Source organism: Nonomuraea indica (assembly GCF_002850745.1).
GTDB lineage: Bacteria > Actinomycetota > Actinomycetes > Streptosporangiales > Streptosporangiaceae > Nonomuraea > Nonomuraea indica.
The window spans coordinates 42,489-66,292 of record NZ_KZ559483.1; the positions used below are offsets into that span (position 1 = coordinate 42,489).

22 protein-coding genes, 1 tRNA gene and 1 riboswitch are annotated in these 23,804 nt (G+C 69.8%); of the genes, 11 read left to right on the forward strand and 12 right to left on the reverse strand.

The features are described 5' to 3' along the window. Positions 1-54: 54 nt before the first annotated feature. Positions 55-170, forward strand: a riboswitch (TPP riboswitch). Then, positions 162-1,871 carry a phosphomethylpyrimidine synthase ThiC gene (thiC, locus tag CXR44_RS32425; protein ID WP_101789968.1) on the forward strand — a complete coding sequence of 570 codons (1,710 nt, stop codon included), beginning with the start codon at positions 162-164 and terminating at the stop codon, positions 1,869-1,871. Its footprint overlaps the riboswitch before it by 9 nt. A 134-nt stretch (positions 1,872-2,005) precedes the next feature. Here the strand turns inward: thiC and CXR44_RS32430 are convergent, their stop codons facing one another. From CXR44_RS32430 to CXR44_RS32440, 3 genes are all read right to left on the reverse strand, one after another. Further along, the gene (locus CXR44_RS32430; protein ID WP_101789969.1) at positions 2,006-3,634 is read right to left on the reverse strand and encodes a GMC oxidoreductase; all 1,629 of its coding nucleotides are present in this window, start codon (positions 3,632-3,634) and stop codon (positions 2,006-2,008) included. Between the two features lie 101 nt (positions 3,635-3,735). Further along, positions 3,736-4,248, reverse strand: coding sequence for a carboxymuconolactone decarboxylase family protein (locus tag CXR44_RS32435; RefSeq protein WP_101789970.1), 513 nt, complete (start codon positions 4,246-4,248; stop codon positions 3,736-3,738). After that, entirely contained in the window at positions 4,245-5,324 is a 1,080-nt protein-coding gene (locus CXR44_RS32440) for an NAD(P)H-dependent amine dehydrogenase family protein (RefSeq protein WP_101789971.1), read from the reverse strand. Before CXR44_RS32440 ends, CXR44_RS32435 begins: the two co-directional genes overlap by 4 nt. An 83-nt stretch (positions 5,325-5,407) precedes the next feature. Here CXR44_RS32440 and CXR44_RS32445 point away from each other — a divergent pair, with 83 nt between their 5' ends. After that, a complete protein-coding gene (locus CXR44_RS32445; RefSeq protein ID WP_101789972.1) occupies positions 5,408-5,962 on the forward strand; it encodes a YceI family protein in 555 nt (184 codons plus the stop codon). Between the two features lie 18 nt (positions 5,963-5,980). Here the strand turns inward: CXR44_RS32445 and CXR44_RS32450 are convergent, their stop codons facing one another. Further along, a complete protein-coding gene (locus CXR44_RS32450) occupies positions 5,981-6,523 on the reverse strand; it encodes a TIGR03086 family metal-binding protein (RefSeq protein ID WP_101789973.1) in 543 nt (180 codons plus the stop codon). On the opposite strand from CXR44_RS32450, the gene CXR44_RS32455 reads away from it, so the two are divergent. The 3 genes from CXR44_RS32455 (at position 6,522) to CXR44_RS32465 (ending at position 10,179) form a co-directional block, all read left to right on the forward strand. Further along, positions 6,522-7,349: a helix-turn-helix domain-containing protein gene (locus tag CXR44_RS32455; RefSeq protein WP_144070170.1), complete on the forward strand. Its 828-nt coding sequence runs from the start codon at positions 6,522-6,524 to the stop codon at positions 7,347-7,349. The two genes, CXR44_RS32450 and CXR44_RS32455, sit on opposite strands and share 2 nt — an antisense overlap. A 196-nt stretch (positions 7,350-7,545) precedes the next feature. Next, positions 7,546-8,862, forward strand: a complete 1,317-nt coding sequence (locus CXR44_RS32460; RefSeq protein ID WP_219602095.1) for a vanadium-dependent haloperoxidase — start codon at positions 7,546-7,548, stop codon at positions 8,860-8,862. A gap of 117 nt (positions 8,863-8,979) precedes the next feature. Then, positions 8,980-10,179 carry an XRE family transcriptional regulator gene (locus tag CXR44_RS32465; RefSeq protein ID WP_144070171.1) on the forward strand — a complete coding sequence of 400 codons (1,200 nt, stop codon included), beginning with the start codon at positions 8,980-8,982 and terminating at the stop codon, positions 10,177-10,179. Positions 10,180-10,229: 50 nt separating this feature from the next. On the opposite strand, the gene CXR44_RS32470 is transcribed toward CXR44_RS32465, so the two are convergent. Beyond that, complete coding sequence (locus CXR44_RS32470) at positions 10,230-10,805, reverse strand: TOPRIM nucleotidyl transferase/hydrolase domain-containing protein (RefSeq protein WP_101789977.1); 576 nt, start codon at positions 10,803-10,805, stop codon at positions 10,230-10,232. 354 nt (positions 10,806-11,159) lie between these two features. Here CXR44_RS32470 and CXR44_RS32475 point away from each other — a divergent pair, with 354 nt between their 5' ends. Next, positions 11,160-12,896: a sugar transferase gene (locus tag CXR44_RS32475; protein WP_180903814.1), complete on the forward strand. Its 1,737-nt coding sequence runs from the start codon at positions 11,160-11,162 to the stop codon at positions 12,894-12,896. Positions 12,897-12,944: 48 nt separating this feature from the next. Here the strand turns inward: CXR44_RS32475 and CXR44_RS32480 are convergent, their stop codons facing one another. Further along, entirely contained in the window at positions 12,945-14,186 is a 1,242-nt protein-coding gene (locus CXR44_RS32480) for a serine hydrolase domain-containing protein (protein WP_101789979.1), read from the reverse strand. A gap of 500 nt (positions 14,187-14,686) precedes the next feature. On the opposite strand from CXR44_RS32480, the gene CXR44_RS32485 reads away from it, so the two are divergent. Further along, entirely contained in the window at positions 14,687-17,017 is a 2,331-nt protein-coding gene (locus CXR44_RS32485; RefSeq protein WP_144070172.1) for an NACHT domain-containing protein, read from the forward strand. A gap of 116 nt (positions 17,018-17,133) precedes the next feature. Here CXR44_RS32485 and CXR44_RS32490 read toward each other — a convergent pair whose 3' ends face one another. Beyond that, entirely contained in the window at positions 17,134-18,099 is a 966-nt protein-coding gene (locus CXR44_RS32490) for an NAD(P)-dependent alcohol dehydrogenase (RefSeq protein WP_101789981.1), read from the reverse strand. Positions 18,100-18,236: 137 nt separating this feature from the next. Here CXR44_RS32490 and CXR44_RS32495 point away from each other — a divergent pair, with 137 nt between their 5' ends. Then, the gene (locus CXR44_RS32495) at positions 18,237-18,884 is read left to right on the forward strand and encodes a TetR/AcrR family transcriptional regulator (RefSeq protein WP_219602102.1); all 648 of its coding nucleotides are present in this window, start codon (positions 18,237-18,239) and stop codon (positions 18,882-18,884) included. A gap of 48 nt (positions 18,885-18,932) precedes the next feature. Here CXR44_RS32495 and CXR44_RS32500 read toward each other — a convergent pair whose 3' ends face one another. Next, a complete protein-coding gene (locus tag CXR44_RS32500; protein ID WP_101790024.1) occupies positions 18,933-19,601 on the reverse strand; it encodes a hypothetical protein in 669 nt (222 codons plus the stop codon). Between the two features lie 208 nt (positions 19,602-19,809). Between CXR44_RS32500 and CXR44_RS32505 the strand changes: the two genes are divergently transcribed. After that, a complete protein-coding gene (locus CXR44_RS32505; protein ID WP_219602097.1) occupies positions 19,810-20,184 on the forward strand; it encodes a hypothetical protein in 375 nt (124 codons plus the stop codon). Between the two features lie 392 nt (positions 20,185-20,576). Here the strand turns inward: CXR44_RS32505 and CXR44_RS32510 are convergent, their stop codons facing one another. Continuing rightward, a complete protein-coding gene (locus CXR44_RS32510; RefSeq protein WP_219602099.1) occupies positions 20,577-21,119 on the reverse strand; it encodes a GNAT family N-acetyltransferase in 543 nt (180 codons plus the stop codon). A gap of 311 nt (positions 21,120-21,430) precedes the next feature. Then, positions 21,431-21,694, reverse strand: a complete 264-nt coding sequence (locus tag CXR44_RS41315) for a DUF4265 domain-containing protein (RefSeq protein ID WP_281260312.1) — start codon at positions 21,692-21,694, stop codon at positions 21,431-21,433. A gap of 345 nt (positions 21,695-22,039) precedes the next feature. On the opposite strand from CXR44_RS41315, the gene CXR44_RS32525 reads away from it, so the two are divergent. Together CXR44_RS32525 and CXR44_RS41320 are read left to right on the forward strand one after the other, a co-directional pair. After that, the gene (locus tag CXR44_RS32525; RefSeq protein WP_101789985.1) at positions 22,040-22,540 is read left to right on the forward strand and encodes a GNAT family N-acetyltransferase; all 501 of its coding nucleotides are present in this window, start codon (positions 22,040-22,042) and stop codon (positions 22,538-22,540) included. A gap of 294 nt (positions 22,541-22,834) precedes the next feature. Further along, positions 22,835-22,963: an integrase gene (locus CXR44_RS41320; RefSeq protein WP_245899671.1), complete on the forward strand. Its 129-nt coding sequence runs from the start codon at positions 22,835-22,837 to the stop codon at positions 22,961-22,963. Between the two features lie 120 nt (positions 22,964-23,083). Here CXR44_RS41320 and CXR44_RS32535 read toward each other — a convergent pair. Both CXR44_RS32535 and CXR44_RS32540 read right to left on the reverse strand, forming a co-directional pair. Next, a tRNA-Arg gene (locus tag CXR44_RS32535) sits at positions 23,084-23,156 on the reverse strand. Positions 23,157-23,213: 57 nt separating this feature from the next. After that, positions 23,214-23,759 (reverse strand): hypothetical protein, encoded by a 546-nt coding sequence (locus CXR44_RS32540; protein WP_101789987.1) that lies wholly within the window; start codon positions 23,757-23,759, stop codon positions 23,214-23,216. Positions 23,760-23,804 lie beyond the last annotated feature (45 nt).

Below are 23,804 nucleotides of genomic sequence, written 5' to 3' on the forward strand. Positions count from 1 at the left end.
CCAGCACCGTGCTGCTCCGCTGTTGCGCGCCTCCGGGTGCCGGGTTACGTTGATCGCGTCCAACGCGGGAGCCCGGTGTGACCGGGCTGAGAGGACGGCTACCCATCAGCCGCCGACCGCCAGAACCTGCTCCGGGTAATGCCGGCGAAGGGAGTTGCCGCATGAGTGGCGCGCGCTTTTCCAAGACCTACACCGGTGAGCTGCGGGTGCCCGCGCGCGAGGTGCCGCTGTCCAACGGGGAGCGGGTCCGCCTGTACGACACGTCAGGGCCGTACACCGACCCGGCGGCCACGATCGACGTCACCCGCGGCCTGCCGGCCCGGCGCGAGGAGTGGATCCTGGCTCGGGGCGACGTGGCCGGCTACGACGGGCGGCCGGCGCAACCGCTCGACGACGGCCGGTCGAGCGCGGCCGGTCGCGGCGAGCACGCCTGGCGGGGCGCGGCCCGGCGTCCGCTGCGGGCCACCGGGGCGCCCGTGACGCAGCTCGCCTACGCCCGCCGGGGGGAGATCACCCGGGAGATGGAGTTCGTCGCGGTCCGCGAGGGCGTGACGCCGGAGTTCGTCCGCGACGAGGTGGCCGCCGGCCGGGCCATCATCCCCGCGAACGTCAACCATCCGGAGAGCGAGCCGATGATCATCGGCCGCAACTTCCTGGTGAAGATCAACGCCAACATCGGCAACTCGGCCGTCACCTCCTCGATCGAGGAGGAGGTCGAGAAGATGACCTGGGCCACCCGCTGGGGCGCCGACACGATCATGGATCTGTCCACCGGCCGCGACATCCATACCACCCGCGAGTGGATCATCCGCAACTCCCCCGTGCCGGTCGGCACGGTGCCGCTCTACCAGGCCCTGGAGAAGGTCGGCGGGGTCGCCGCCGACCTGTCGTGGGAGGTGTACCGCGACACCCTGATCGAGCAGTGCGAGCAGGGCGTCGACTACATGACCGTGCACGCCGGGGTGCGGCTGGCGTACGTGCCGCTGACCGCCCGCCGCAAGACGGGCATCGTCTCCCGGGGCGGCTCGATCATGGCCGCCTGGTGCCTGGCGCACCACCGCGAGAGCTTCCTGTACGAGCACTTCGCCGACATGTGCGAGATCTTCGCCGCCTACGACGTGGCGTTCTCCCTGGGCGACGGCCTGCGGCCCGGCTCGATCGCCGACGCCAACGACGAGGCGCAGTTCGCCGAGCTGCGCACGCTGGGCGAGCTGACCGCGGTCGCCCGCGAGCACGCGGTCCAGACGATGGTCGAGGGGCCCGGCCACGTGCCCATGCACAAGATCAAGGAGAACGTCGACCTGCAGCGCGAGCTGTGCGACGACGCCCCGTTCTACACGCTCGGCCCGCTGGTGACCGACATCGCGCCCGGTTACGACCACATCACCTCCGGCATCGGCGCCGCCATGATCGGCTGGTTCGGCACGGCCATGCTCTGCTACGTCACCCCCAAGGAGCACCTGGGGCTGCCCGACCGGGACGACGTCAAGACCGGCGTCATCACGTACAAGATCGCGGCGCACGCCGCCGACCTGGCCAAGGGTCACCCGCTGGCCCAGCAGTGGGACGACGCGCTGTCGGACGCCCGGTTCGAGTTCCGCTGGGAGGACCAGTTCGACCTGTCGCTCGACCCCGACACCGCCCGTTCCTTCCACGACGAGACGCTGCCCGCGGCCCCGGCGAAGACCGCCCACTTCTGCTCCATGTGCGGGCCCAAGTTCTGCTCCATGAAGATCAGCCACGACGTGCGCCGCTACGCCGACGAGCACGGCCTGTCCGGCGCCGAGGCCCTCACGGCCGGCATGGCCGAGAAGTCGGCGCAGTTCCGCGACCAGGGCGGCACGGTCTACCTGCCCCTCGCCGACGCCTGAGGCGAACGCCCGGCGACTCTCCCGGATCCGCCAGGGGCACGGCTGGCGGCACCGCCTGCCGTGCCCCACCCGGTGACAGGGGTCGAGGGTGGACACCCGCCATCGCTTCGCCCCCTTGCCGCCGGCCGGCTCCGTCACAGGTCCGTGGCGATGATCTTCTCGATGTTCCGCTCGGCGAGCGCGGTGATGGTGACGAACGGGTTCACGGTGGTGTTGCCCGGGATCAGCGCGCCGTCGATGACGTACAGGCCCGGGTAGCCGGCGAGGCGGCCGTAGCCGTCGGTGGCCCTGCCGAGGACCGCGCCGCCGAGCGGATGGTAGGTGAGGTGGTCGCCCCAGATCTTGTACGTGCCGAAGAGGTCCGTCCGGTAGATCGTCCCCTCCGTGGCGTTGATCCGGTCGAAGATGGTTTTGGCCATGTCGATGGACGGCTGCTTCCAGGCGGTCTGCCAGTTCAGCTCCACCCGCCCGGCCGCCGCGTTCCAGGCGAACTGGGCGCGGTACGGGTTCCTGGTGATCGACAGGTAGAACGAGGCGAACGTCTCGATCCCGGTGGGCAGCGGCGCGACCTCGGCGAACGCGCCGCCCGCCGCCCAGTTGTCGATGCCGCAGCACGGGATGGCCGACTGGAGGCTGCCGGTGGGGTCCCACAGGTGGTTGGCGCGGCCGCACATGACGTTGCCGTTGTCGCCCCAGCCCTTGCCGACCTCGCTGTTCAGGTTCGGCAGCACGCCGGTGGCCTTCAGCCTGACCAGCAGCTTGCTGGTGCCGACGCTGCCCGCCGCGAAGAACACCCGGTCGGCGGTCACGGTCTTGGTCGCCGTGACGCCACCGGTGTCGTCGAGCTGCTCGACGGTCACCGCGTACCCGGTGCCGGCCGGGGCGACGGAGGTGACCCGGTGCAGCGGCGAGATGGCGACCCGGCCGGTGGCCCTGGCGCGGGCGAGGTACGTCTGCTGCAGCGACTTCTTGCCGTGGTTGTTGCCGTAGAGGATCTCGCCGGCCAGCGCCGACCTGGTGACCGTCCCGGCGGCCTCCTGCTTCATATAGTCCCAGTCGTAGACGTCCGGGACGAACACGAACGGGAAGCCCGACCGCTGGGCGTGCTTGCGGCCGACGCGGCCGTACTGGTAGCAGGCGGTGGTGTCGAACCACGCCGGGTCGATGAGGCCGACGCCGAGCCCGGCGTTGGCGCGCGGGTAGTAGACGTCGTACATCTCCGCCGCGTTCACCGTCGGCAGGACGGCGGCGAAGTTCTCGCGTCTCGGGGTGACCGCCATGCCGCCGTTGACGAGCGAGCCGCCGCCGACGCCGCGTCCCTGGTAGACCGTGATGCCGCCGAACTCCTCGGCGTCCAGGATGCCGGTGTAGCGAGGGATGTCACGGTCGAGGGGGAAGCCGAGGAAGTAGTTGAGCGGCGCCTTGGTCCTGGTGCGCAGCCAGTAGGACCGGTAGTCGGGTTCGCGGGTGTTGCAGAAGATCTTGCCGTCGGACCCGGGTGTGTCCCAGGCCCTGCCCATCTCGATCATGTGCACGTCCACGCCCGCCTGGGCGAGGCGCAGGGCGGCGACGGACCCGCCGTAGCCGGTGCCGATCACCAGGGCCGGCACGTGCGCGCCGGAGGAGATCGACGTGGTACGGGCCTGGGCGGCGGGAGCGCGACCGGCCAGGGCCGCGGCGCCGAGGAGGGATCCGGTTCCGGCGATGAACCCACGGCGCGAGACTCCATGGGAACCGGCACGGACAGCGAAGTTGTCACTCATGCGGCATTCCTCACGTGAGGAAGAGAACTGGCCTACATTCGCTCGCGCCCTGGGTGAAGATGGTGTCCCCGTCCGAATCGTCCGCTCGGGCCGTCGCTAGGTCATGGCGCGCCCCCTCGTCCGCCGGACGGTGTGGCGCCGCCGGGCAGCACGCACACCGTGTCGAGGCCGAGCACGTGGTTGAGCCGGCCGAACGCCAGCCACGAGCCGATCGACATGCTCAGCTCGACGATCTCCACCTGGCTGTAGTGCGCGGTCATCCGGGCCCAGAACTCCTCGTCGAGCCCGTGGTGGTCGAGCGCGTACCGCTCGGCGTACTCGGCGGCCAGCCGGGTGCGCTCGTCGAAGGCGGCGCTCGTGCGCCACTCGCGCACCGCGTCGGCGAAGCCCTCCTCCACCTTCGTCCCGTCCCGTTCGGTACGCCAGTCGAGGCAGAACGCGCACCCGTTGATCTGCGCGATCCGCAGCCGCGCCGCCTCGAACTCGCGCAGCCCGAGGGTCGTGTGGGCGTACACCGCCAGCGAGAAGTTCGAGGCGGCGACCCCGATGCCGGGGACCATCTCGCCCCACACGTACGCGATGGGGTCCTTTCCGTCGGGGATGTCGATCCTCACCGTTGCCTCCTTCCGAGCCGGCCGGTCGCGGGACGGAGCGGGACGTCGAGCCCGTCGTACAGGCCCGGCTCGGCCGCCACCAGCCAGTCGATGGCGTTCACCAGCCTTCCGGCCGCCGTGGCGTTGCCGCCGGCCGAGCGGTTGCCGTCCTCGTCCGTCGCCTCGACCGTCACCTCGATCCGCGGCCGGCCCTCGACGATCACCCGGTGGGCCCCCTCGCCGCCGGGCGGCGCCGGCCAGTCCGGCGCGCACGACGGGTGGATCCGGGTGACGTGCTCGATCACGATGAGGGGGTCCCCGCCGACGATGCCCTGCACCTCGAACCGCACCGCCCCCTGGGTGCCGGCCGCGAACTCGCCCATCGCCGCGGTGCGCACGCCGTGCTCCAGCGGGCGCCGGTCCACGCTCTCGCGGATGTCGTCCAGCTCGACGCCGAGGGCCCTGGCGATCAGCCGTACCTGGCCGCCCCACACCATGGCCGGGACCGTGGGCGCCAGCATCGGCGGCTCGTAGTCCATCGGCTGGCCCATGCCGACCAGGTAGCGGACCGAGTCCTCCTGGTCGTAGGTGGTGTAGTCGAAGATCTCCTGGCAGCGGATCGCGTCGATCGTGCTCCCGAGGCCGCTGATGAGCGCCGGCAGCACGTCGTTCCCCCAGCCGGGGTCAACGCCGGAGACGAACAGGGAGCCGCCGCCCTCCGCCACGGCCGCCAGCACCTTCGACCGCGTCTCGGGCGGGGCGTTGCGCTGGTCGTACAGCGCGTACAGCGACGGGGTGACGACCACGGCCCCCACCCGGACCGCGCGGAGGACGTCGGAGAGCGCGTCGTCGGGACGGATGTCGCCGGAGGCGGCGTAGACCACGGCGCGCGGGGCGGTGGCGAGCACCGCGTCCACGTCCAGGGTCGCCGCGACGCCCAGCTCGTGGTCGAGGCCGGCCAGCTCGCCCGCGTCCCGGCCTGCCTTGCCGGGGTCGCGGACGAGGACCGCGGCGAGTTTCAGCGCCGGATGAGCCGCGACGGCGCGGATGGCCGCACGGCCCACGTTGCCGGTACCCCAGACGACTGTGGCCACCATGGCCGGAGCGTAACAAGCGCTTGGTCAGGTGTATAGGCCCACGCCGCTCCTGCGGCCCTCCGGCCGCGAGCTACCCTGGAAAGGTGAGCATCGCCCCGGGCACCTACCCGCTCGGCCCCGAGTCCGGCCGGCTCCTGGTCGACACGACGCGCACCGGGCTCGGCGCGAAAGCCGGGCACGACCTCACCATCGAGGTCACCCGCTGGCGCGGTGAAGCCACCATCGACCCCACGGACCCGGCGCGCTCCCAGGTGACCGTCGAGATCGACGCCACCTCCCTCGAAGTCCGGAAGGCGACTGGCGGCGTCAAACCCCTGACCGGCTCCGACCGCGGCGAGATCGAGAAGACCGTCCGCGACAAGATCCTGACCACCGGGCGCCACCCCACGATCACGTTCCGGTCGACGCGCGTCGCCGGCACGCCCGAGTCGTTCGAGGTCGACGGCGACCTCACCATCGTCGGCGCCACGCGGCCCGTCACGCTGCGGGGCTCACTGGCGGAGGGCCGCGCGCGCGGCGCCGCCACCGTCGCGCAGACCCGGTGGGGCATCCGCCCCTACTCGGCGTTGTTCGGCGCGCTCAAACTCAACGACGACGTCGTGGTGCGTTTCGACATCGGCCTCACAGACGACCGGTGACCCTTTCCCGCGGCGGGCTCACCCCCTCCAGGCCGGATCCCGGCCGATGAGGCCGAGCAGGCGGCCGAACGGCGGAGCGTCCTCCGGCACCGCGACCGGCGGCCCGAAGGCGCCGTGCTCCCTGCCTATCTCCACCATCTGCCCGGCGAAGTCGAGCGCCCGCGCGACGGCCTCGGGGTCCGGCTCGTACTCCTGACCGGTGGCCCGAGCCAGATCCCAGCCGTGCACGACCATGTCGACGAGGTACATGTGAGCCAGGGCCGTCTTGGGCAGCCCCATGCCGGGGCTGATCCCCTCCCACGCCTCCGGCCGTGACCAGGCGGCCAGCGTGCGCTCCGCCCGCTCGGGGAAGTCCCCCGCGTACGGGCCCTGCTCGACGGACGCCCCGTCCCGGGCCAGCGACTCGAACATCTCCGCCACCCACTCGAGGTGGCTGACCAGCGCCTTGACGTCGAACTCCGCGCACGGCGTCGCGGCCCCGAACTGCTCCGGGCGCACCGCCCGCACGACCGCCGCCGTCCGTTCGGTGGCGCGCGTCATCAACGGCATCATGTCTTCCATGGCAGCCAGCGTGCCGCACCGGCCCGGGACACGGCTTGTAGAAACGCGACAGCGCGGCTGGGTCAACCCGTACGCGGGACTCAGCGCCTTCGACTACGCCCGCCAGGCGCCCTGTCCCGCGATGTCCCCGTACGTGGAGCACTTCTGGGTCGTCACGTGGGCCGATCTCGGCGAGCCGTACGAGCAGCGCATCGTCTCCCACCCCACCGTCAACCTGACGATCACCGGCGACTTCCACCGCATCGCGGGGGTGATCCGAGGCGGGTTCTCCTACACGATGCGCGGCAGCGGCCGCGCGATCGGCACGCGCTTTCGCCCCGGCGGGTTCCGGCCGTTCCTCGGCGGCCCGGTGTCCCAGCTCACCGACCGGTTCGTGGAGATCGGCGAGATGTACGGCGTGGCGGGGGCGACCCTGGTCCAGCAGGTCCTGGCCGAGCCCGACGCCCGGTCCGCCATCGCGCTGATCGAGACGTTCCTGCTGGACCTGCGGCCGGAGCGGGACCCCCTCGCGGAGGAGATCGCGGCGGTGGTGGAGACGGCGGAGACCGACGTGTCCGTGACCAGGGTCGACGAGCTGGCCGCCAGGTCGGGCCGGTCGGTGCGCTCGCTCCAGCGGCTGTTCCGCGACTACGTCGGCATCGGCCCCAAGTGGGTGATCCGCCGCTTCCGCCTGCACGAGGCCGCGGAACGGATCCACGACGGCCGCGACCTCGCCACCCTGGCCGCCGAGCTCGGCTACACCGACCAGGCCCACCTGACGCGCGACTTCACCGCCGCGCTGGGCACGTCGCCCGCCGCCTACGCCCGGCTCAACGGCCGGGCCTGACACCTGGGCCGCATCCCGCCGCCTGCGCCCGGCGTCGCCGCCGGTGTTCCGAACTGTTCCGAACGCCGTTCGATCTGGGCGATCGGCCCCGCATGGGCCACCTTCTGGGTGATCACCGACCTGCTCCCCCGGAGGCCGCCCGATGCTCAGATCACGTTTCAGAACCCGCGCGGTCGCGACCGCGACCGCCGCGATCATGTTGTCCACGACGGTGCTGTCGAGCCCGGCGCGAGCCGAGTCGTCCGGGCCGCCGCCGCAGGCGTCCTCCTTCGACCACGTCCTCTACTGGAACGGGGTCCTCCTGGACGCCTTCCGCCGGGTCAGGAGGCAGGACGCCGCCCCCACCCTCCTCGCGCGGGCCGGGGCGATGCTGCACATCGCCGTCCACGACGCCAACTGGCCGGCCGCGCCCGTCACCTACTTACCGAAGATCCAGCAGCAGCACCCGGACGACTCCATCGAGGCCACCATGGACGCGGCCGCCCACCGCGTCCTCACCGAGGTGTTCAAGAACGCCGAAGTCGAGGGCGGAACCAGGGGCATCGACTTCGGCCCCAACCTGACCTACGCGCTCAGCCAGATCCCGTCCTCGGTGCCGCGGCAGTACGTCGACGGCGGCAAGGCGGACGGCGTGAAGATCGGTGATCTGATGATCGCCGCCCGTTCCGGGGACGGCCCTGCCATGGACCCCTCCTACACGGAGGGCACCGTGCCGGGAGCATGGCGGCAGACCGGCTCGGGGGCGGCGGTCAGCCCGAACTGGTGGAAGCTCAAGCCGTTCGCCATGACGTCGTCGACGCAGTTCAGGCCGGGCACGCCCGGCGGGTTCACCACCTACGAGCAACTGGTGCGCAGCGCCGCATACGCCACGCAGGTGCAGGAGGTCCGGGAGTACGGCGGCGCGTCCGGGCCGACCAAGCGGACAGCCGACCAGACCCAGGCGGCCTTCTTCTGGGCCAACGACGTCGACGGGACGTACAAGCCCGTCGGCCAGCTCTACGCGATCACCGCGGACATCTCCCGGCAGAAGGGACTGAAGCAGAACGAGACGGCGGAGCTGTTCAACCTCGTCTCGATGGCGCTGGCCGACGCCTCGATCGTCGCCTGGGGGGCGAAGTACGAGAGCGCGATCGACCTGTGGCGCCCCGAGAGCGCGATCAACCTGGCCCCCGCCAACGCCGATCCGGCCTGGAAGCCGCTGTCGATCGACCGGGCGGGCAACAGGTTCTCGCCGCCGTTCCCCGCCTACGTCTCCGGCCACGCGACCTTCGGCGCCGCGTGGGCGGGCGTGATGCAGCGCTGGTTCGGCCACGGCTTCGCCTTCACCGCGGGCACCGAGGACCCCAACGCCAACCCCAGAACCCGGTCCTTCGCCAGCTTCCAGGCGGCGGCGGAGGAGAACGCGCTCAGCCGGATCTGGCTCGGCGTCCACTACCGGTGGGACGCGGACGCGGGACTTGAGGCGGGCTTCAACCTGGGCGAGTTCGTCTACGTGACACGCCGGGACCAGTAGCCGCCCCCGACTCATCCCCCTGGCCCCTCCCTCGCCTGGCCAGGGGGATGACCCGCGTCAACATCCCTTGTTAACATGACCGCCCGAGCCAGGAAAGGGCTCCGAGCGGAAGAGACAGTGTTGGACGAGGCCGGCAGCCCACCCGACCCCGCGCACGCCACCAGTGCCGCCGAATACGTCGCCGCGCTGGCCCGATTACGCCGCTGGAGCGGCCTCACCTACCGCCGGCTCGCCGCCAAGGCGGGCGGAGCCCTCCCGGCGAGCACCATGGCGGGCGTCCTCGGCCGCGCCACCCTGCCTCGGGAGGACTTCGTGGTGGCCTTCGTCGCCGCCTGCGGCCTGGACGAGGCGGAGATCGACCGCTGGGTACGCGCCCGCAGAACCCTGGCGGCCGGCGCGACCGGCCCGGCCGGTACCACCGGCGCCGGTGAGGGGTCCGCGACCACCACGCACGACTCCGCGACCACGACGCAGAACTCCGCGGCGCACGACTCCGCGGCCACGACGCAGGACCCCGCGACGCACGACTCCGCGGCCACGACGCAGGACCCCGCGACGCACGGCTCCGCGACCGGGGCTCAGGAGTCCGAACCGCGTGCCGGCACCCCGGCCGAAGCAGGCCCCGAGCCCGCGGCGCGGCTCGCACCCGAGACGCCCCGCCGCCACCCGGTACGGCCGGCCGTATGGCGGTCGGCGCTCGTGGTGGTCGTGGTCGTCGCCCTGGTGCTCATGGCCGGACCCGCGCTCCTCAACGGCGCAGGCGACCCGCTGGAGAGCCATGCCTCGGCAAGCCACACCACCTCCCCGGGCGTCCTGCCGGACGGCTGGTACCTCGTGCGGCCCGCCCACGTCGCCGACCGCGACCTGTGCGTGGGAGAGGGCCTCGAACGCTCCGGGCGCACCGACCGCCCTCTGGCTGTCCAGCGTTCCTGCGCCGCCCTGACCCCCGACACCTACCTCAAGTCCCTCGGCGCGGGCGTCTACGAGCTCCAATGGCACCACCCGGTGCAGGGCGTCGGCTGCCTGACCGTGGACCAGGCCCACCTCGGCGACGAGGCGCTGGTCGCCCCCACCGACTGCACCGGGGCGGCCCACCAGCGTTTCCTGCTGGCGCCCGCCCACGCCGGGCGTGGTCACGTCCTGCGTCCCGTCCACAGCGGCAAATGCCTCGGCCTCCTGTACGGCGAGGCGGACATCCACCCGGGCGCCGAGCTCGCGCAGCTCACCTGCTCGGGAAAGCGGGACCAGATCTTCCGCCTCGACCCGACGGACCGGCCGGACTGGCTGAAACAGGGCCAGGCACCGACCTCCTCATGACGGCCCCGGCCGTACCGGCGCATCCGCTTCACGCGGTGAGGGCGCGATCATCACCTCCGGCTGCCTGACAGGTGAGCCAGCAGCATGTCCAGCGGTCGCGGCACGCGATCGGGATCGAGTGCCGCGACGAGCGGGCCGGAGTAGCGGATCTTGCGGCCGCTGCCGGACCCCATGAACCGGCGCAGCTGGTCGTGGGTGGCGCTGCCGCGCCACGCGGGTTGCCTCTGGAGCGTACGGAACGAGCCGAGCTCGCCCTCGGCATCGACGACGCGCTCGACCGCGGCGGTGCCGAGGGCGCGGATCAGCTCGTCCTCCAGGTCGGCGACACACACGAAGAACCCGAGCGCCTCCAGGTCGCTCCGGCTGAGACCGGATCCGAACCCGGCACGTTCGAGACTCCTCCGGAAGTCGCCCTCCTCCCCGGCGTCGCACAGTCCGGCCAGCCGGAGATCGCGACCGGCAGGGCCGAACCTGCCGATGTACGTCCCGATGTTCGTGGCACCGCCCATCGCCACGACGGAGATGCCTTCGGCCGCCAGGTCCCGGCCACGGCGCCCGGCCAGCGCCTCGATGGCCGACTTGTCGCTGGCGCCCTCGACCAGGACCACGGTGTGCGTGTCGTTCACGCGCCCAGCCTCGCACCGAACCCGCCGGGCATTCATCCCCTTTTGTGCCGCAGACCACGCCGCCGTACCGGATACCGGCTCTGGAGACACATTCCGCCGGCGGGGCCGATCCGTTAGAGTTGCGTGATCGTTTGTTGTGGATCATGGGGTTGAGTAGTCATCGCCGACGATCTGTCCCCCGCCGGGGCACTGCGATTCCACCCGGAGATCTGGGTGGGCGCGGGGAAAGGCGTCCGGGAGGCCGCCGACCAGCTGGCCCGGGCCGTGGACGCGTTCTGCCGGGCGATGGACGAGCGGCCCTTCGGTCAGGACGACCTGGGCCGGGCGTTGCTGGAGGGCCATGCCGAGGCCGGCGTGCCGGGGTTCGCCCGCTACCGTGACGACCTGCTGAAAGATCTGGTCGCGGCGGTGAACCTGCTGCGCGGGATGGCGGCCGCGTTGGTCGTCACCGGGGAGAGGTACGCCACCGCCGAGGCGGCCAACCTCGGGACCCCGTACGCGGCGCCGTGCCCGGATTGGCTGAAGGATCCGGAAGCGTACAAGCCTGAGCTGGGCCCGAGCGGTCTGCCGACGACGACGCCGCCACCTGACCTCGTGAGCCAGGCGATCTGGTTCCTCGAGTCCGTGGGAGTCGGCTCCGCGTGGCCGGATGCCGACCTCGACGGTGTGACACGGCTGCGCGATGCCGCGTCGGCACTGGAGCGTGTGGTCGGCGACGTCCAGGAGCAGGTCGCCGGGCAGGCCGGGCGCGTGACCGGGGCCGGGTCCGGGCCGGCCACCGCCGTGTTCGGACGGGCCGCGCGGGTGGTGCACGGCGAGAAGGGGCACCTGGCGGACCTGCGGCGGCGGTGCGAGCATCTCGCCTCCTGCGGCCAGGTCGCCCATGACGCCATCGTCAAGGCCAGATGGCAGTTCGTGGCATGCGCGATGTTCGTGCTCACTCTGATGCTCCTCGCGAAGCTCCTGGCTCCCCGTCTCGGCCCGCTCCTCGACGTGGTGGTGAAAAGGGTCCTCCGAGCCGAGGGCCTGGCACTCCGGATCATCCTGCTGATCATCAGGCAGGCCGCGCTGGGCGCGATGTACTCCGGCGGGCTGGGCGCGATCGACCAGCTGTTCACCACCGGCGACATCGACGCGGCGAGGCTGGTTCGGGACATGTGTCACGGAGCGCTCGCCGGCGGCCTGATGGCAGGTGCGCACGCCGCGCTGCCCGCGCTCCTGCGCCGAGGCGGACCCGCGTTGACCGGCCTGGCCGAGGCCATGGAGTCGGCCACCTGGGAGCGGGCGTTCTCCCGGGTCCTGGCCGGCGGGGCGGTGAGCACCACTGTGCTGGCCGCCACGGGATGGGCCGGCGGCGCCGGCTGGGACTGGAAGCATGCCGCTGAGATGGGTTTCGGCATGGCCGTTCTCAGCACCGGCGCGGCCATGGCCTCCCGAGCCTGGCCCGCGCCGGGCTATGCGAGCCTGACCGGCAGAGCCTGGAAACAGAGCCCGGCCAAGCGTTGGCATGACGTCAAGTGGGCCTTGGGGATTCTCGCGATCACCGCCCCCGCGGTCTCCGCCTTCGCGCTCGCGAAGTTCGCCGAGGACAGAAGGAATCCCTTCTTCCTCCAGAAACGGGTCGGCCAGTTCGGCCGCGAGTTCTTCATGGCCAAGGGCCGTTCGATGAGCACGACCGAGGGCAAGGACAGCAGCCTCGGCTCATCGGATTCGCGGCGTACGAAGGTCGGCGAGGTATGGGCGAAGACCAGCCTCGACGAATTCGTCCAACTTGCTTACAACGTCCTCTACAAAGGCAACATGTCGGTCATCAACGACCGGCCGCTCCTGCAGGCCACCAGGCAGGAGACCATACAGGCCCTCGGCCCCACCCTCGGTCCGCGCTGGAACGAAGCGGATCTCGCCGGGAAGCCCGGGTTGTTCGGCCCGTTCCCCAACAAGATCGTCGAGCTCGGTCTCACACCGAAGACGGCCGCGTTCGACCTCCAACGCGGCCACACCGGCATCTGGCACGACAAGACCGCGAGCCTGCGTTCGGACCGGAACATCCTTTGGGAGTTCATCACCACCTACGTGAAGCGCATCTCCTGACCCCGACGGCGACGAGCCCCGGTCACACAGGTGGGACAGTCATCCAGATCAGAAGTACTTCGAGGTCAGGTCGGTGGTGGGCCAGGAGGACACGGTGACCTTGTTCATGTCGTCGTCGATCCCGTCGTAGTCGAGTGAGCCGCTCTCCTCGCGCCGGTTGAACAGCAGGGCGTAGCTGAACCCGTTCTGCAGCCGCGCCAGGTAGGCGAACGTGCCCGGCATCGAGCCGTTGTGCCAGGTGTTGAGGTGGCCGGTGACCTGGCGGCACCACCAGCCGCCGCCGTACCAGGAGCCGTACTCGTTGACACCGATCTCCGGCTTGGCCACCAGCTTGGCGATCGAGGTCGAGCTCAGCACGGTGCCCGGCCGGTCGAACGCGAGGGCCCAGCGGACCAAGTCCACGGCCGAGGCCAGCCAGCCGCCGTTGGCGTCCTGGTTGGGCATGTTGAAGCCGCCGTAGGGGTACGGGACGGTGGTGCCGGAGGTGTCGAGCACGGTCTTGTTCGTGTACTGCGACTCGTACCCGACCTCGCCGGGCGCGGCCTCGCTCCTGAGGCTCCTGCCGAGCCGCATGCGCGTGATGCCGAGCGGCTGCAGCAGCTTGGTCTGGACGTACGTCTCGTAGGGCTGCCCGGACACCTTCTCGATGATGCGGCCGAGCAGCAGGTACCCGTAGTTGCTGTAGGCCATCTTGGTGCCCGGGGCGTGATCGAGCGGGCGGGCGGTGGCGTACCGGATGATGTCGTCATGTCCGATCGGCAGCGGCACGTCGAGCGCGGCCGAGATGGTGTGGTCCAGCCAGAGCTGGTCCTTGGAGACGTCGCGGTCCCAGCCACCGAGGTGCTGCATGAGGCGGAGCACGGTGACCTGCTCCATCCGGGCGTCGGCCGGGGTGAGGCCGAGCAACTGGGTGACCTTGGCCGACAGGCTCAGCCTGCCGTCCTGGACCAGGCGCATGACGGCGGCCGAGGTGATGTTCTTGCTCAGGCTGGCGATCCGGAACAACGACGTCGGCGACGGGACGGGCACCGCCCGGGAATAGTCGTCGTAGGAGTAGCCGCGCGCGAGCAGGATCTTGCCGTTCTTCATGATGGCCAGCTGCGCCGCCCTGATCCGGCGGTCCCGCACGAACTTCTTGAGCAGGTTGTCGTACCCCGCCAGTTGCGTCGGCGCGGTTCCCACCGCGCGTACGACCGGAAGGGGGGCGTTCGCCGCCGCCTGCGCCGGTCGCCCGGCGATCAGCGCCGCCGGTGCTGCCGCGAGAAGAGCCCTGCGGGAAAGGCCCGTCACTTATGCCCCTAACGTCACATCCGATACTTCGGTCACACATCTTACGGATGTCACGGTCGAAGGCGAAGCGGACGACAGGCCCGGCGACCAGCACCCCTGCGCCCCCACCCCCGGCCTCCGGAGGGGCTCCACCGCCACGCTCCTCCTCGCCGACGTGCTCCAGGCCGTTCAGGCATCGGCGGCGGACATCTCCGCTCAGACGACCACCGAGTAGCCGGAGCCGCGCTGTGGCGCGGGTCCACTTCTGGAGCGTCGCCATTGGTTGTGCCCTTATATCCTGCACGCTTGTTCAGGGCTTTTTCGTACAGGCGCTCCCTCTGCGTCCAGCTCGAATGGGACGCGCGCGAAGAAGGTTCTCCGCATAAAATCAAAAGGGCAGCAACCGGCCAGGCCACCCCGTATGGGGGAGACGGCTGTGCAATCAGCTTCGTCGGGGAAATGCGGGTCAATCGGATGGGTGGTTTGCCGTGGTTTATCGGCGCGGTCCTGCAGGCCGCTGGGTGCTCCTGCTCTTGATTGCCGCAATAATCACACTTCTGCTCTGGGTGGCCCTGACCGTTCTCAACAAGGGAATGGATGCCGGCGACCATGTCGCGGGAGTCGCTTCCGCCGTCTTCGCCGCGACGGCCCTGTACCTCCAGGTTCGATCGACCCAGTCACAGTCGCAGTCACAGTCACGTCCAGACGCGGCTGACACGGACATACGGGTCGAGTCCACGGCCCGCCTTCTGGCCCTGCGCGTGCAGGAAATCAGCCAACAGGAGGAACGAAACTGGCGTATCGGCGATCCGTGGGCACTGCGGGTGCGATGGCGCACCGCCTCTGATGACGTGGTCGACCGCTGGGACGACATCCAGGCCTTCGCGGCCGACGGCGGTGACAGACCTCTGCCGCCGACCGGCGATCTCCCCGGCGTCCACAGCTTCTACCAGAGTGTTCCCACCGGCCGCCTCGTCATCATCGGCCGGGCAGGGGCGGGCAAGACCGTACTCGCCCACCGGCTGATCCTGGAGTGTTTCAACCACCCTGGGGATTCGCTCCGCGTACCGGTGTTGTTCAGCCTCGGCGACTGGGATCCGAGCCGCACCGGCCTGCACGACTGGCTGGCCGACCGGCTCATCGGCGACTACGCCTTCCTGGAGGGTGTCGACGCCACCGGGACCGCGTTGGCCAGAGTGCTGCTGGAGAGCGGGCGGATCCTGCCGGTGCTGGACGGCTTCGACGAGATCCAGCACCGTCACCGCGGTGCGGCCATCAGCGAGCTCAGCCGTTTCGACGGGCCACTGATCCTCACCACCCGGCCTGACGAATACGCGGCCGCCGTCAGTGCCACCAGAGCGCTCAGCAGAGCTGCCGCCATCGAGCTCGAAGACCTCACCCTCGACGAGGCCCAGCGCTACCTGCAGGCTGTCAGCGGCAAGACCCGCGCCGCCCAATGGGCGTCGGTCTTCTCGCACGTGCGCACCTGTCCCGACGACGTCACCAGCCGGAATCTCACCGCGGCCCTGAGCACACCGCTGCTGGTCATGCTCACCCGTACCATCTACAACGACACACCACACGACAACCCCACCGACCTGCTCGACGGCGGCCGGTTCCCCACCCAGGACGCGCTCGAAGAGCACCTTTTCAGCGCTTACCTCACCGCCCTCTACGACCCACGCCGCGCAGTCCGGTCCGGCACCGGGAAAGCGACCTGGACCGACCACCAAGCCCGGCGCTGGCTCGGCCATCTCGCCGGCCACCTCGCCCGGCTCGACACACAGGACCTCACCTGGTGGCGACTCGACGCCACCCTCCGCCGCCGCACTCGCGTGCTCGTCACCGGCCTCGTGGCCATGCTGGCGGGTGGGATCGTGGGCGTAGTGAGTTACGTCGTCGCCATGTATCTGTCCGGGTCGCGGGTCGGAGGGTCCCAGTTCCGTGAAGGACTGCTGGAGATGGGAACCGGCCTCGTCGCGGGCCTCGCCGCCGGGCTCCTGAACGAGACGAGGGTCGGACGCCGAGGCACCGGCCGGAGCCCCGAACGGCTGCGCCTGGGTCCTCACCGGCGACCCGTCCTCGCCCGCTCGCGGGTTCTGCACGGGATCGGCGCCGAACTCGTCGTCGGGTTCTCGGCCGCTCTCGTGTTCTCGCTCGCCTCGTGGCTTGTCTGGGGCTTCGCGTACGACGACTTCTCGAATCCTTCCGCCGGACGTTTCGTGCAGGCCTTCGCGCCGTGGCTGAACACCTGGCTTCCCGACACAGGCGCACCCACCTACGTGGCGGCCGGTCTCGTGCTCGGCTTCCTGGTCGGGATCTCGTACGCGTTCGTGAACGCGGTCGTGTACGTGTTCAGCGGGCCGAACGACCGGAGTTCCGCGGTGAGTCCCTGGGACCTGCTGACCACGGACCGTGGGGTGACGCTCTTCCGCGTCGGCATGGTCGGATTCGCGGTCTTCCTGGTGAACTTCGTCCTGGTGGGCAATCAGTACGGCACCTTCCCGAGTGAGGCGTTCGTGAGGCAGGGCCTCCTCTACGGCTTGCTCTACGGCTCCTTCGCCGCGCTGACCCGGCTCGTCCTCTCGGCGTGGGGACGCTGGCTGCTCTTCGCACGCTTGTGGCTCCCGCTCTCCGGCCGGCTGCCGTGGCGGCCGAAGCTCTTCCTCGATGACGCCTACGACCGAGGCGTGCTGCGGCAGTCCGGCGCCGGGTACCAGTTCCGCCACGTCAGGCTCCGCGACCATCTCGTCGACCAGCACCGTGCCCAAGACCGCGGCATCCCAGAAGAGCCGGCTCCCCGTACGCCAGATGACCACACGACTGAGCGCGAAGCGCCGAAACCCGTCTGACATGCGAAACGCAAGGGTCGTCGGCCGCGATATGACAAGCTGGCGGTCCGCTATGAGGCGACCGTCCTCATCGCTGCCATCAACGAGTGGCTGTGATCAGCACCTTCACAGGGGTGCTACGCGACCCTGACCACGTACTTGCCCTGGACGCCGCCCGCCTCCAGCGCCCGGTGCGCCGCTGCTGTCTCCTCCAGGGGGAAGACCGTGTCCACCGCGGGGCTCAGCTTGCCCTCGACCACATGGCGGGCGAGGTCGTCGAAGTCCGCCCGCGTGGGGTTGCCGCTGAAGAAGCGCACCCGGCCGTGTCCGTGGACCGTGCTGACCGCGAGGTACCCGAGCGACGCAGCGGGCCGTTTCAGGTCAAAGGCGATGGTGACCATGCGCCCGCCGGAATTCAGTAGGCGCCGGAAGGCCCGCAGGTCGGTCCCCACGGTGTCCAGGACCACGTCGAAGCGGCCCAGTTCCGCCGGCCGCACAGTCCGGTGGTCGACAGCCTTGTGCGCGCCGAGCCCGCGGACGAAGTCGAGGTTGGCTGCGCGGGCGAGGGCCGTGACCTCGGCGCCGTACGCCCGTCCGAGCTGGACGGCGGCGTTGCCGACACCGCCCGCCGCGCCCCGGACGAGGAGTCGTTCGCCGGGGCGCAGCCCGGCTTTGTCCCGCAGCGCGGTGATGGCCGTGGTGGCCACCGGCAGCGCGGCGGCGTCCACCAGGTCAAGGCCGTCGGGGAGTCGGCCGACCTGCTCGGCGGGCACGGTCACGTACTCGGCGGCGCTGCCGAACCCGGAGGTGCGGCCCAAGACCCCCCATACGCGGTCGCCGGCCGCGAACCGTGTGACTCCGGCACCCAGCGTGGCGACCTCGCCGGTGAAGTCCAAGCCGACGCGCTTGGGGAATTTCCGGCCGGTCAGGAGGCGGAGACGGCCGGCACGGGCTGCCAGTTCGCCGCCGTTGACGCTGAACGCGCGCACCTGCACAAGGACCTCGCCGTGGGCCGGCTCGGGGCGTGGCACGCGGCCCGCGTAGAGCACATCGGGGCCGCCGTAGCGGTCGTAGAGCACTGCCTTCATCATGCGGTCGTTCATCGTTCCGCCTTTGCCGCCGAGGGCCGTACAGGGGTCTGGCATCGACCGTAAGCTCTTAAGCGGACGCAATCGTCCGTTTGGGCCGGAAGTGAGAGACAGTGACAGCGGAATCCTCTCGGATCACAGCCCGGGACGGGGTGCGGGCGGACGCCCGGCGCAACCGGGAGCGCATCCTCGTCGCCGCCCGTGCGGTCTTCGCGGAGCATGGGATCGACGCCCCGATGGCGACTGTGGCCCGTCGTGCAGGGGTCGGCGTGGCGACGCTGTACCGGCATTTCCCGACCCGGGACGCTCTGGTGCGGGGTGCGTTCGCGCAGCAGATGGAGACCTGCGCGCGGGCGCTCACCGAGGCTCTGGCCGCCCCTGACCCGTGGCAGGGCTTCCAGCAGCTGGTTGAGACGGTCTGCGCTCTGCAACGGGAGGAACGCGGGTTCCCAGCTGCATTCGTCGCGGCCTTCCCGGAAAGCACGTCGGAACACGCGCAGTCCCGGCAACGAGCCGAGCGGGACCTCACGACCCTGGTACGCAGGGCCCAGGCGTCGGGCGCGCTGCGGGCCGATTTTCACCCTTCCGACCTCGCCGTGGTCCTGTTGGCACACTGCGGTCTGGTGACCGCCCTACCGGATGATGGTGCAGCGTCCCAGCGCCTGGTGGCCTATCTGCTCCAGTCGTTCCGGACCGACACGGCCAACAAACCGCTGCCTCCGCCGACCACGCTGACACTGCGCAGCCTCCCGATCGCAACTGACAGTACCGGCCCATCTCGCTGCCCCGATCCCAGGTGAGAGAGCGCTTGAGACGGGCCGGTAGTCTTTCCATGGTCTTCCAGCTGGTCAGCCGGCAAGGAACGGATACCGGGCTGCCGCGAGATCGTCGGCGAGGTCCTCGACTGCAAGATCAGCATTGAGCGCGGTGACGACCGCCTGCGTCAGTGGACGGAGGGCATAGACGTGTCGCAGCGCATCGAGATCCACGGGCACCTCGTAGTAGTCCTCCGCGAACCGTTGGAACGCCTCCGGAGACCGATCGACGAGTCGCTCGAACAGGTACAACGCCCCATCGGGATCGTTCACGCCGTCCGGGTAGTCGATCTCACCCACTCGCCAACGACCATCGCCGACCTCACGCCACAGGCAGGCGGTCACGACCGGCATTCCGTCCTCGTCGCAGAACGCCGGCTCCTCCACACCATGGCGGAAGACCTTGGGGACGGAGTCGAGCACCCCCGGCCACGGCCCGTCGTTGCCGTACGGACTCATCACTGACTCGTGGGCGAAGCCCCGGATGTACGTACCCGCCCCGGAGAAGACGATGGAGTATTCGTCTCCCGAGCCGTTGCGCATCGAGGCCATCTCCTCTCCAGTGCTCCAGCCCGCGTCGAAGGAGTGGTAGCGGCTGAACCATTCGGGGCTCATGATGGCCTCCAGTACCGCCATGGACCGGCACAGATCGCGCAGCATCGGGATATCAGGCAGTAGCCGGGCCACCTCGAAAGCAGTCATGAGCCTCATCCAAGCGAATGCCAGCGACATCCCCGCATCGTCTTCAGCCAAGAGCAGCAGGGGTGCCCTCGTAGCACTGGGTGGTCTCCGATGCCCTGGCACCGGCCTGCGAAATCCTGTCGATCAGGGCATTGCCACCGGTTACTGTTGCGGCTGGCTCTCGTCACTTCTCGCTGTTCTCGCCGTCCCACAGGACAGGAGATCACTCATGGCGATCCCTAAGAAGGGCTCGCGGTTCATCACCGTCGACGGCACCCTGTTTCGCTGGCGTGTCCGTCGTAAGCCCACGTATTGCCAGGGGAACAGCTGGGGTCCGATGACCTTCGCGGCGGAACTGGCCGACGCGTCTGGTCGCGTCCTCCTGGTATCGCTTTCCTGCTCACGGCCCGACGCGTGGTGGGGAGAGCGGACGATGGCCGTACGGCCGGCGCTCGTGACGGCGACCATACGGACGGCGCTCAGTCGCGGCTGGGATCCGCAGCAAGCAGGCAACGCCTTCGAACTTGCACTCACCGATGGGGACCTGACCGAGTTGATGGCCGGCCAACCGCCTGCCTACGACGTCCCTTTCATGCGGAGATGACTCCCCGCGGCCAGCACGACCGTCCGTTCTCAGGCGGAGCGATCGTTCTGGTCGGGTGGCGGGCGCCGTGGCCAGAGAGGGTGGACGGTGGCCGAGGTGAGCCCGCGTGTGGGGACGCGGGCGTGCCCGAGGCTGGACCAACGTGAACTGCGAGACATCCGATACCACGCGAGATACCTTCGACAAGCCGCTGCACGTCGCGGCACAGACTCCCGCTCAGCTGGGCACCAGAAAACCGACAGATCATCCAGCCGGAGTGTCACCCACCCCCCGGCCGGATCTGCCGCACGGGTTCTGAGACCTGACACTGGTGATCATCGCTTGGCGGGGTCTCATGACGTGCGCATCGTGCTCAGGACATGCGTGATCATCCAGTTGGTGCGTTACTCAGCTCAGTGGGAAGCCCTGCCAGAGCCGCCTGCGAGGCCCGGCACGGCTCGTTCCAACTCGACCAGGGCCAGTGGGGGGCCGTCGCCGAAGTCGTGGTCGTGGGTCCTGCCGGTCTCGGCGAAGCCGTTCTTGGCGTAGAAGCGGCGCGCTTGGGCGGAGTCCCGGAGCGTCCACAGATGCACGTCGTCGTATCCGGCGTCTCGCATCCGGTCCAACACGGCCGCCAGCAGGACCATCGAGATGCCGCTGCCCCAGACGTCCGGATGGGCGAAGAAGGTGTGGATCTCCGCCAGGCCGGGGCGGGAAGTGGAGGTGCCGAACCGGGCGAAGGCCCCCGGCCGCTCGTTCAAGTGCGCCAGCAGGATCCCCTCCCCGCCCTCGGCCAGAGTGCCGTGCCACTTGGTGCGCCGTTCCTCGATACCGGCCGCGGCGACCTTCGGCGTGCAGAACGGGCCGTGGGAGACACCCCAGGACGGGGCGTGGATCTCACCGAGGATGTCCCCGTCACCGGGTTCCGCGGGACGGACGGTGATCACATCAGGCATGGGATCGACACTACAAGCAGGGTCTACGCGTTCTCGCTCCGGACAGCGATTAGGCATGATTCACACGACCGGGATCGAGGAGTTGCAACGAACGTGCCGGATCCTCGCCGTCCTGATCTGTCCCGCACCCGAGGATCACAAAGCCGTTCAGGACGCCGCTCTCCTCCCTTTGGCAAAAGAGGGGATGCTGGAGATCAGCAGGAGCGGCTTGAGCAGCACTTCCCTGCAAGAGTGGGTTCACCCGTCTCAGAGAGGGCCTCGGCGGCACCTGAGCAGGCTGCCGGCTTCCGCGTCCGTGACCGAACCGATCGTCAAGCGTTTCTCCACGCGTCGGTGACGCAGGGCTCCTCGAAGTGCCACCAGCCGTCCATTTGACCGCGCGTCAGCAGCGTCTTCATCTGCCTGAGGTCCGCGTCGGCCGGCACGGTGAAGGCGATCAGAGGGAGCTCCGGGCTGAAGGATTCTCCGCCCAGGCCGAACGGTGCCAACCGCTCGTGCACGGCGTGCGCGCTGCGGCCGAGCGGCCCATCGGGAACAGGCAGGACCCGGATCGTGCAATTGCCGGACGCTTCCAGCCGCTCACAGGGTCAGTGAAGTCCGTCGTCGTCGGTGACGAAGCGAACCACGTCGCCCTCGGCACCTCCCTCCTGGAGGAATGGGGAGTTCGCCACGCGGGCGGTGTCACCCCCTCATCACCCTGGTCGATGGCCCGACGATCAGCCTGCGACGTGGCGTTTCTCGCGCGACACGCACACCCTGCCCGCCTGCTCATGGAAGCGGGCCAGGGCCATGGGGACAAGGTGGGGAGCCGGAGTGCCCCTGCCGATGGCTTACGTCTGCGGACCTGATCGTTTTCGCTGGAATGATGGAGGGATGGACAGCCCGCTCATGGTTCGGAACTTCCGGCTGGTGAGAGGTTCTTGCTTCGTCCGTGGCGGCTCGATGATGTCGCGGTGGTGAAGGAGGCCGCTGAGGACCCCTACATTTGCCTGATCACCAGCGTGCCGTCGAATTACTCGGACGTGGAGGGTGCGGCCTTCATCCGCCGGCAGTGGAGCAGGGCCGTTGAGAGGGCTGGGTACTCGTTCGCTATCGCGGATGTCGGCGCTGATCGCGCCGTGGGGCAGATCGGGCTGTGGCCGGGTCCGCATGGGCGGGCTTCGGTGGGTTACTGGGTGGCAGGGTCGGCCCGAGGCCGGGGCGTCGCTCGCGCGGCGTTGTGTGCGGTCTCGTCGTGGGGTTTGGAGCGGCTGGGGATTCCGCGGTTGGAGTTGCATGTGGAGCCGTGGAACGTGTCGTCGTGGAAGGCCGCCGAGGGAGCCGGGTTCGTCCGTGAGGGCCTGCTTCGCAGTTGGCAGGACATCGGCGGTGAGCACCGCGACATGTACCTGTACTCCAAGCTGTTGACGGACCTCGCCTGAGCTGCAGGTTGCGGCGGCGTAGTCGACCATGCCAGGCCCTGGCAGCTGCCGCTCGGGACCGGACTTTCAGGCCGCACGCCCGGGCGGCGGGCGGCGGAGGGCCGTCGGCGGCGTGCGGCGCCGCCACTTGATCCCTGTGGGAACAACTCGCCAGAGTAGGCCCCGGACGCCGTCAGCTCGCTCGTCCCCATCCTGATCAAGCGCTACAAAAGGACCACCCGGACGCACCGCTGCCACATTGCCCGGCTGCACGACCTCCGCCACATCCACGCAACCACGCTCCTGCTCGCCGGCGTGCCGGTGCGCGTCGTCGCCGCTCGCCTCGGTCATGCAGATCCGTCGATCACCCTGCGCGTCTACGCTCACGTGGTCCGGGCCGCTGAAGCGTCGGGCGGCGGACATCTTCGCTCAGGCGAGCGGTGAGCAGTGGGAGCCACCCGGGAGCCACGCTGCTGGCAGCGGTGTTAGCAAGATCCCGAGATTGTCCTGACAAACGCGAAGGCCCGCTCCAGGTTTTCCCTGGTAGCGGGCCTTTCGAGTGAGCGCGGCCGAGAGGACTCGAACCCCTAACCTTCTGATCCGTAGTCAGATGCTCTATCCATTGAGCTACGGCCGCTCGCTGCGTAAGCAAGCATAGCGGGTCTTCGGCAGTGACTCGAACCAGATATGGCGATCAGGTTCGTGACGTGTCTGTCCTGCTGGGCCAGAAGGTGTAGCTGACCGGCCAGATCAGGGCGATCAGGGGGACTTTGAGGAGGCCGGATGTGAAGGCGAACAGGGGTTCTGTGCGGGTGGGGTTGTTCACGAGCCAGGTGAGAGCGAAGACGATGGCCCAGGTCAGGGCGTAGGCGAGGGCGATGTGGAGCCAGAAGGCCCACTCGTGGCGGGCGCGTGCCGCGGCTCCGGCGGGCGGTTTGGGGGGTGGGGGGCCGCCGGCGAAGCGGTGACGGAACTTGGCGTCGGCCCAGCGGATGGTGCGGTGGCCGAAGACGACGCTGTAGGCGAGGTAGGCGGCGGCGAGGCCGTGCCGGAGGTCGGCGGTGGCGCCGCCGCGCATGTCGACCACCGCGGCGGCCAGGAGGATCACGTCGAGCAGCGGCACGCCGAGGAGGAGGATCGTGCTCAGCTTGCGGAGGTTCCACAGGTAGCGGGAGGCGAAGCCCAGCGCCAGGAGGACCCAGAAGCCGATCTCACAGCCGATGAGGATGGCGACAATCACCCGTTAATCGTCTAGGGGTGGAACAGTCCGGACATCGTCGGCGGA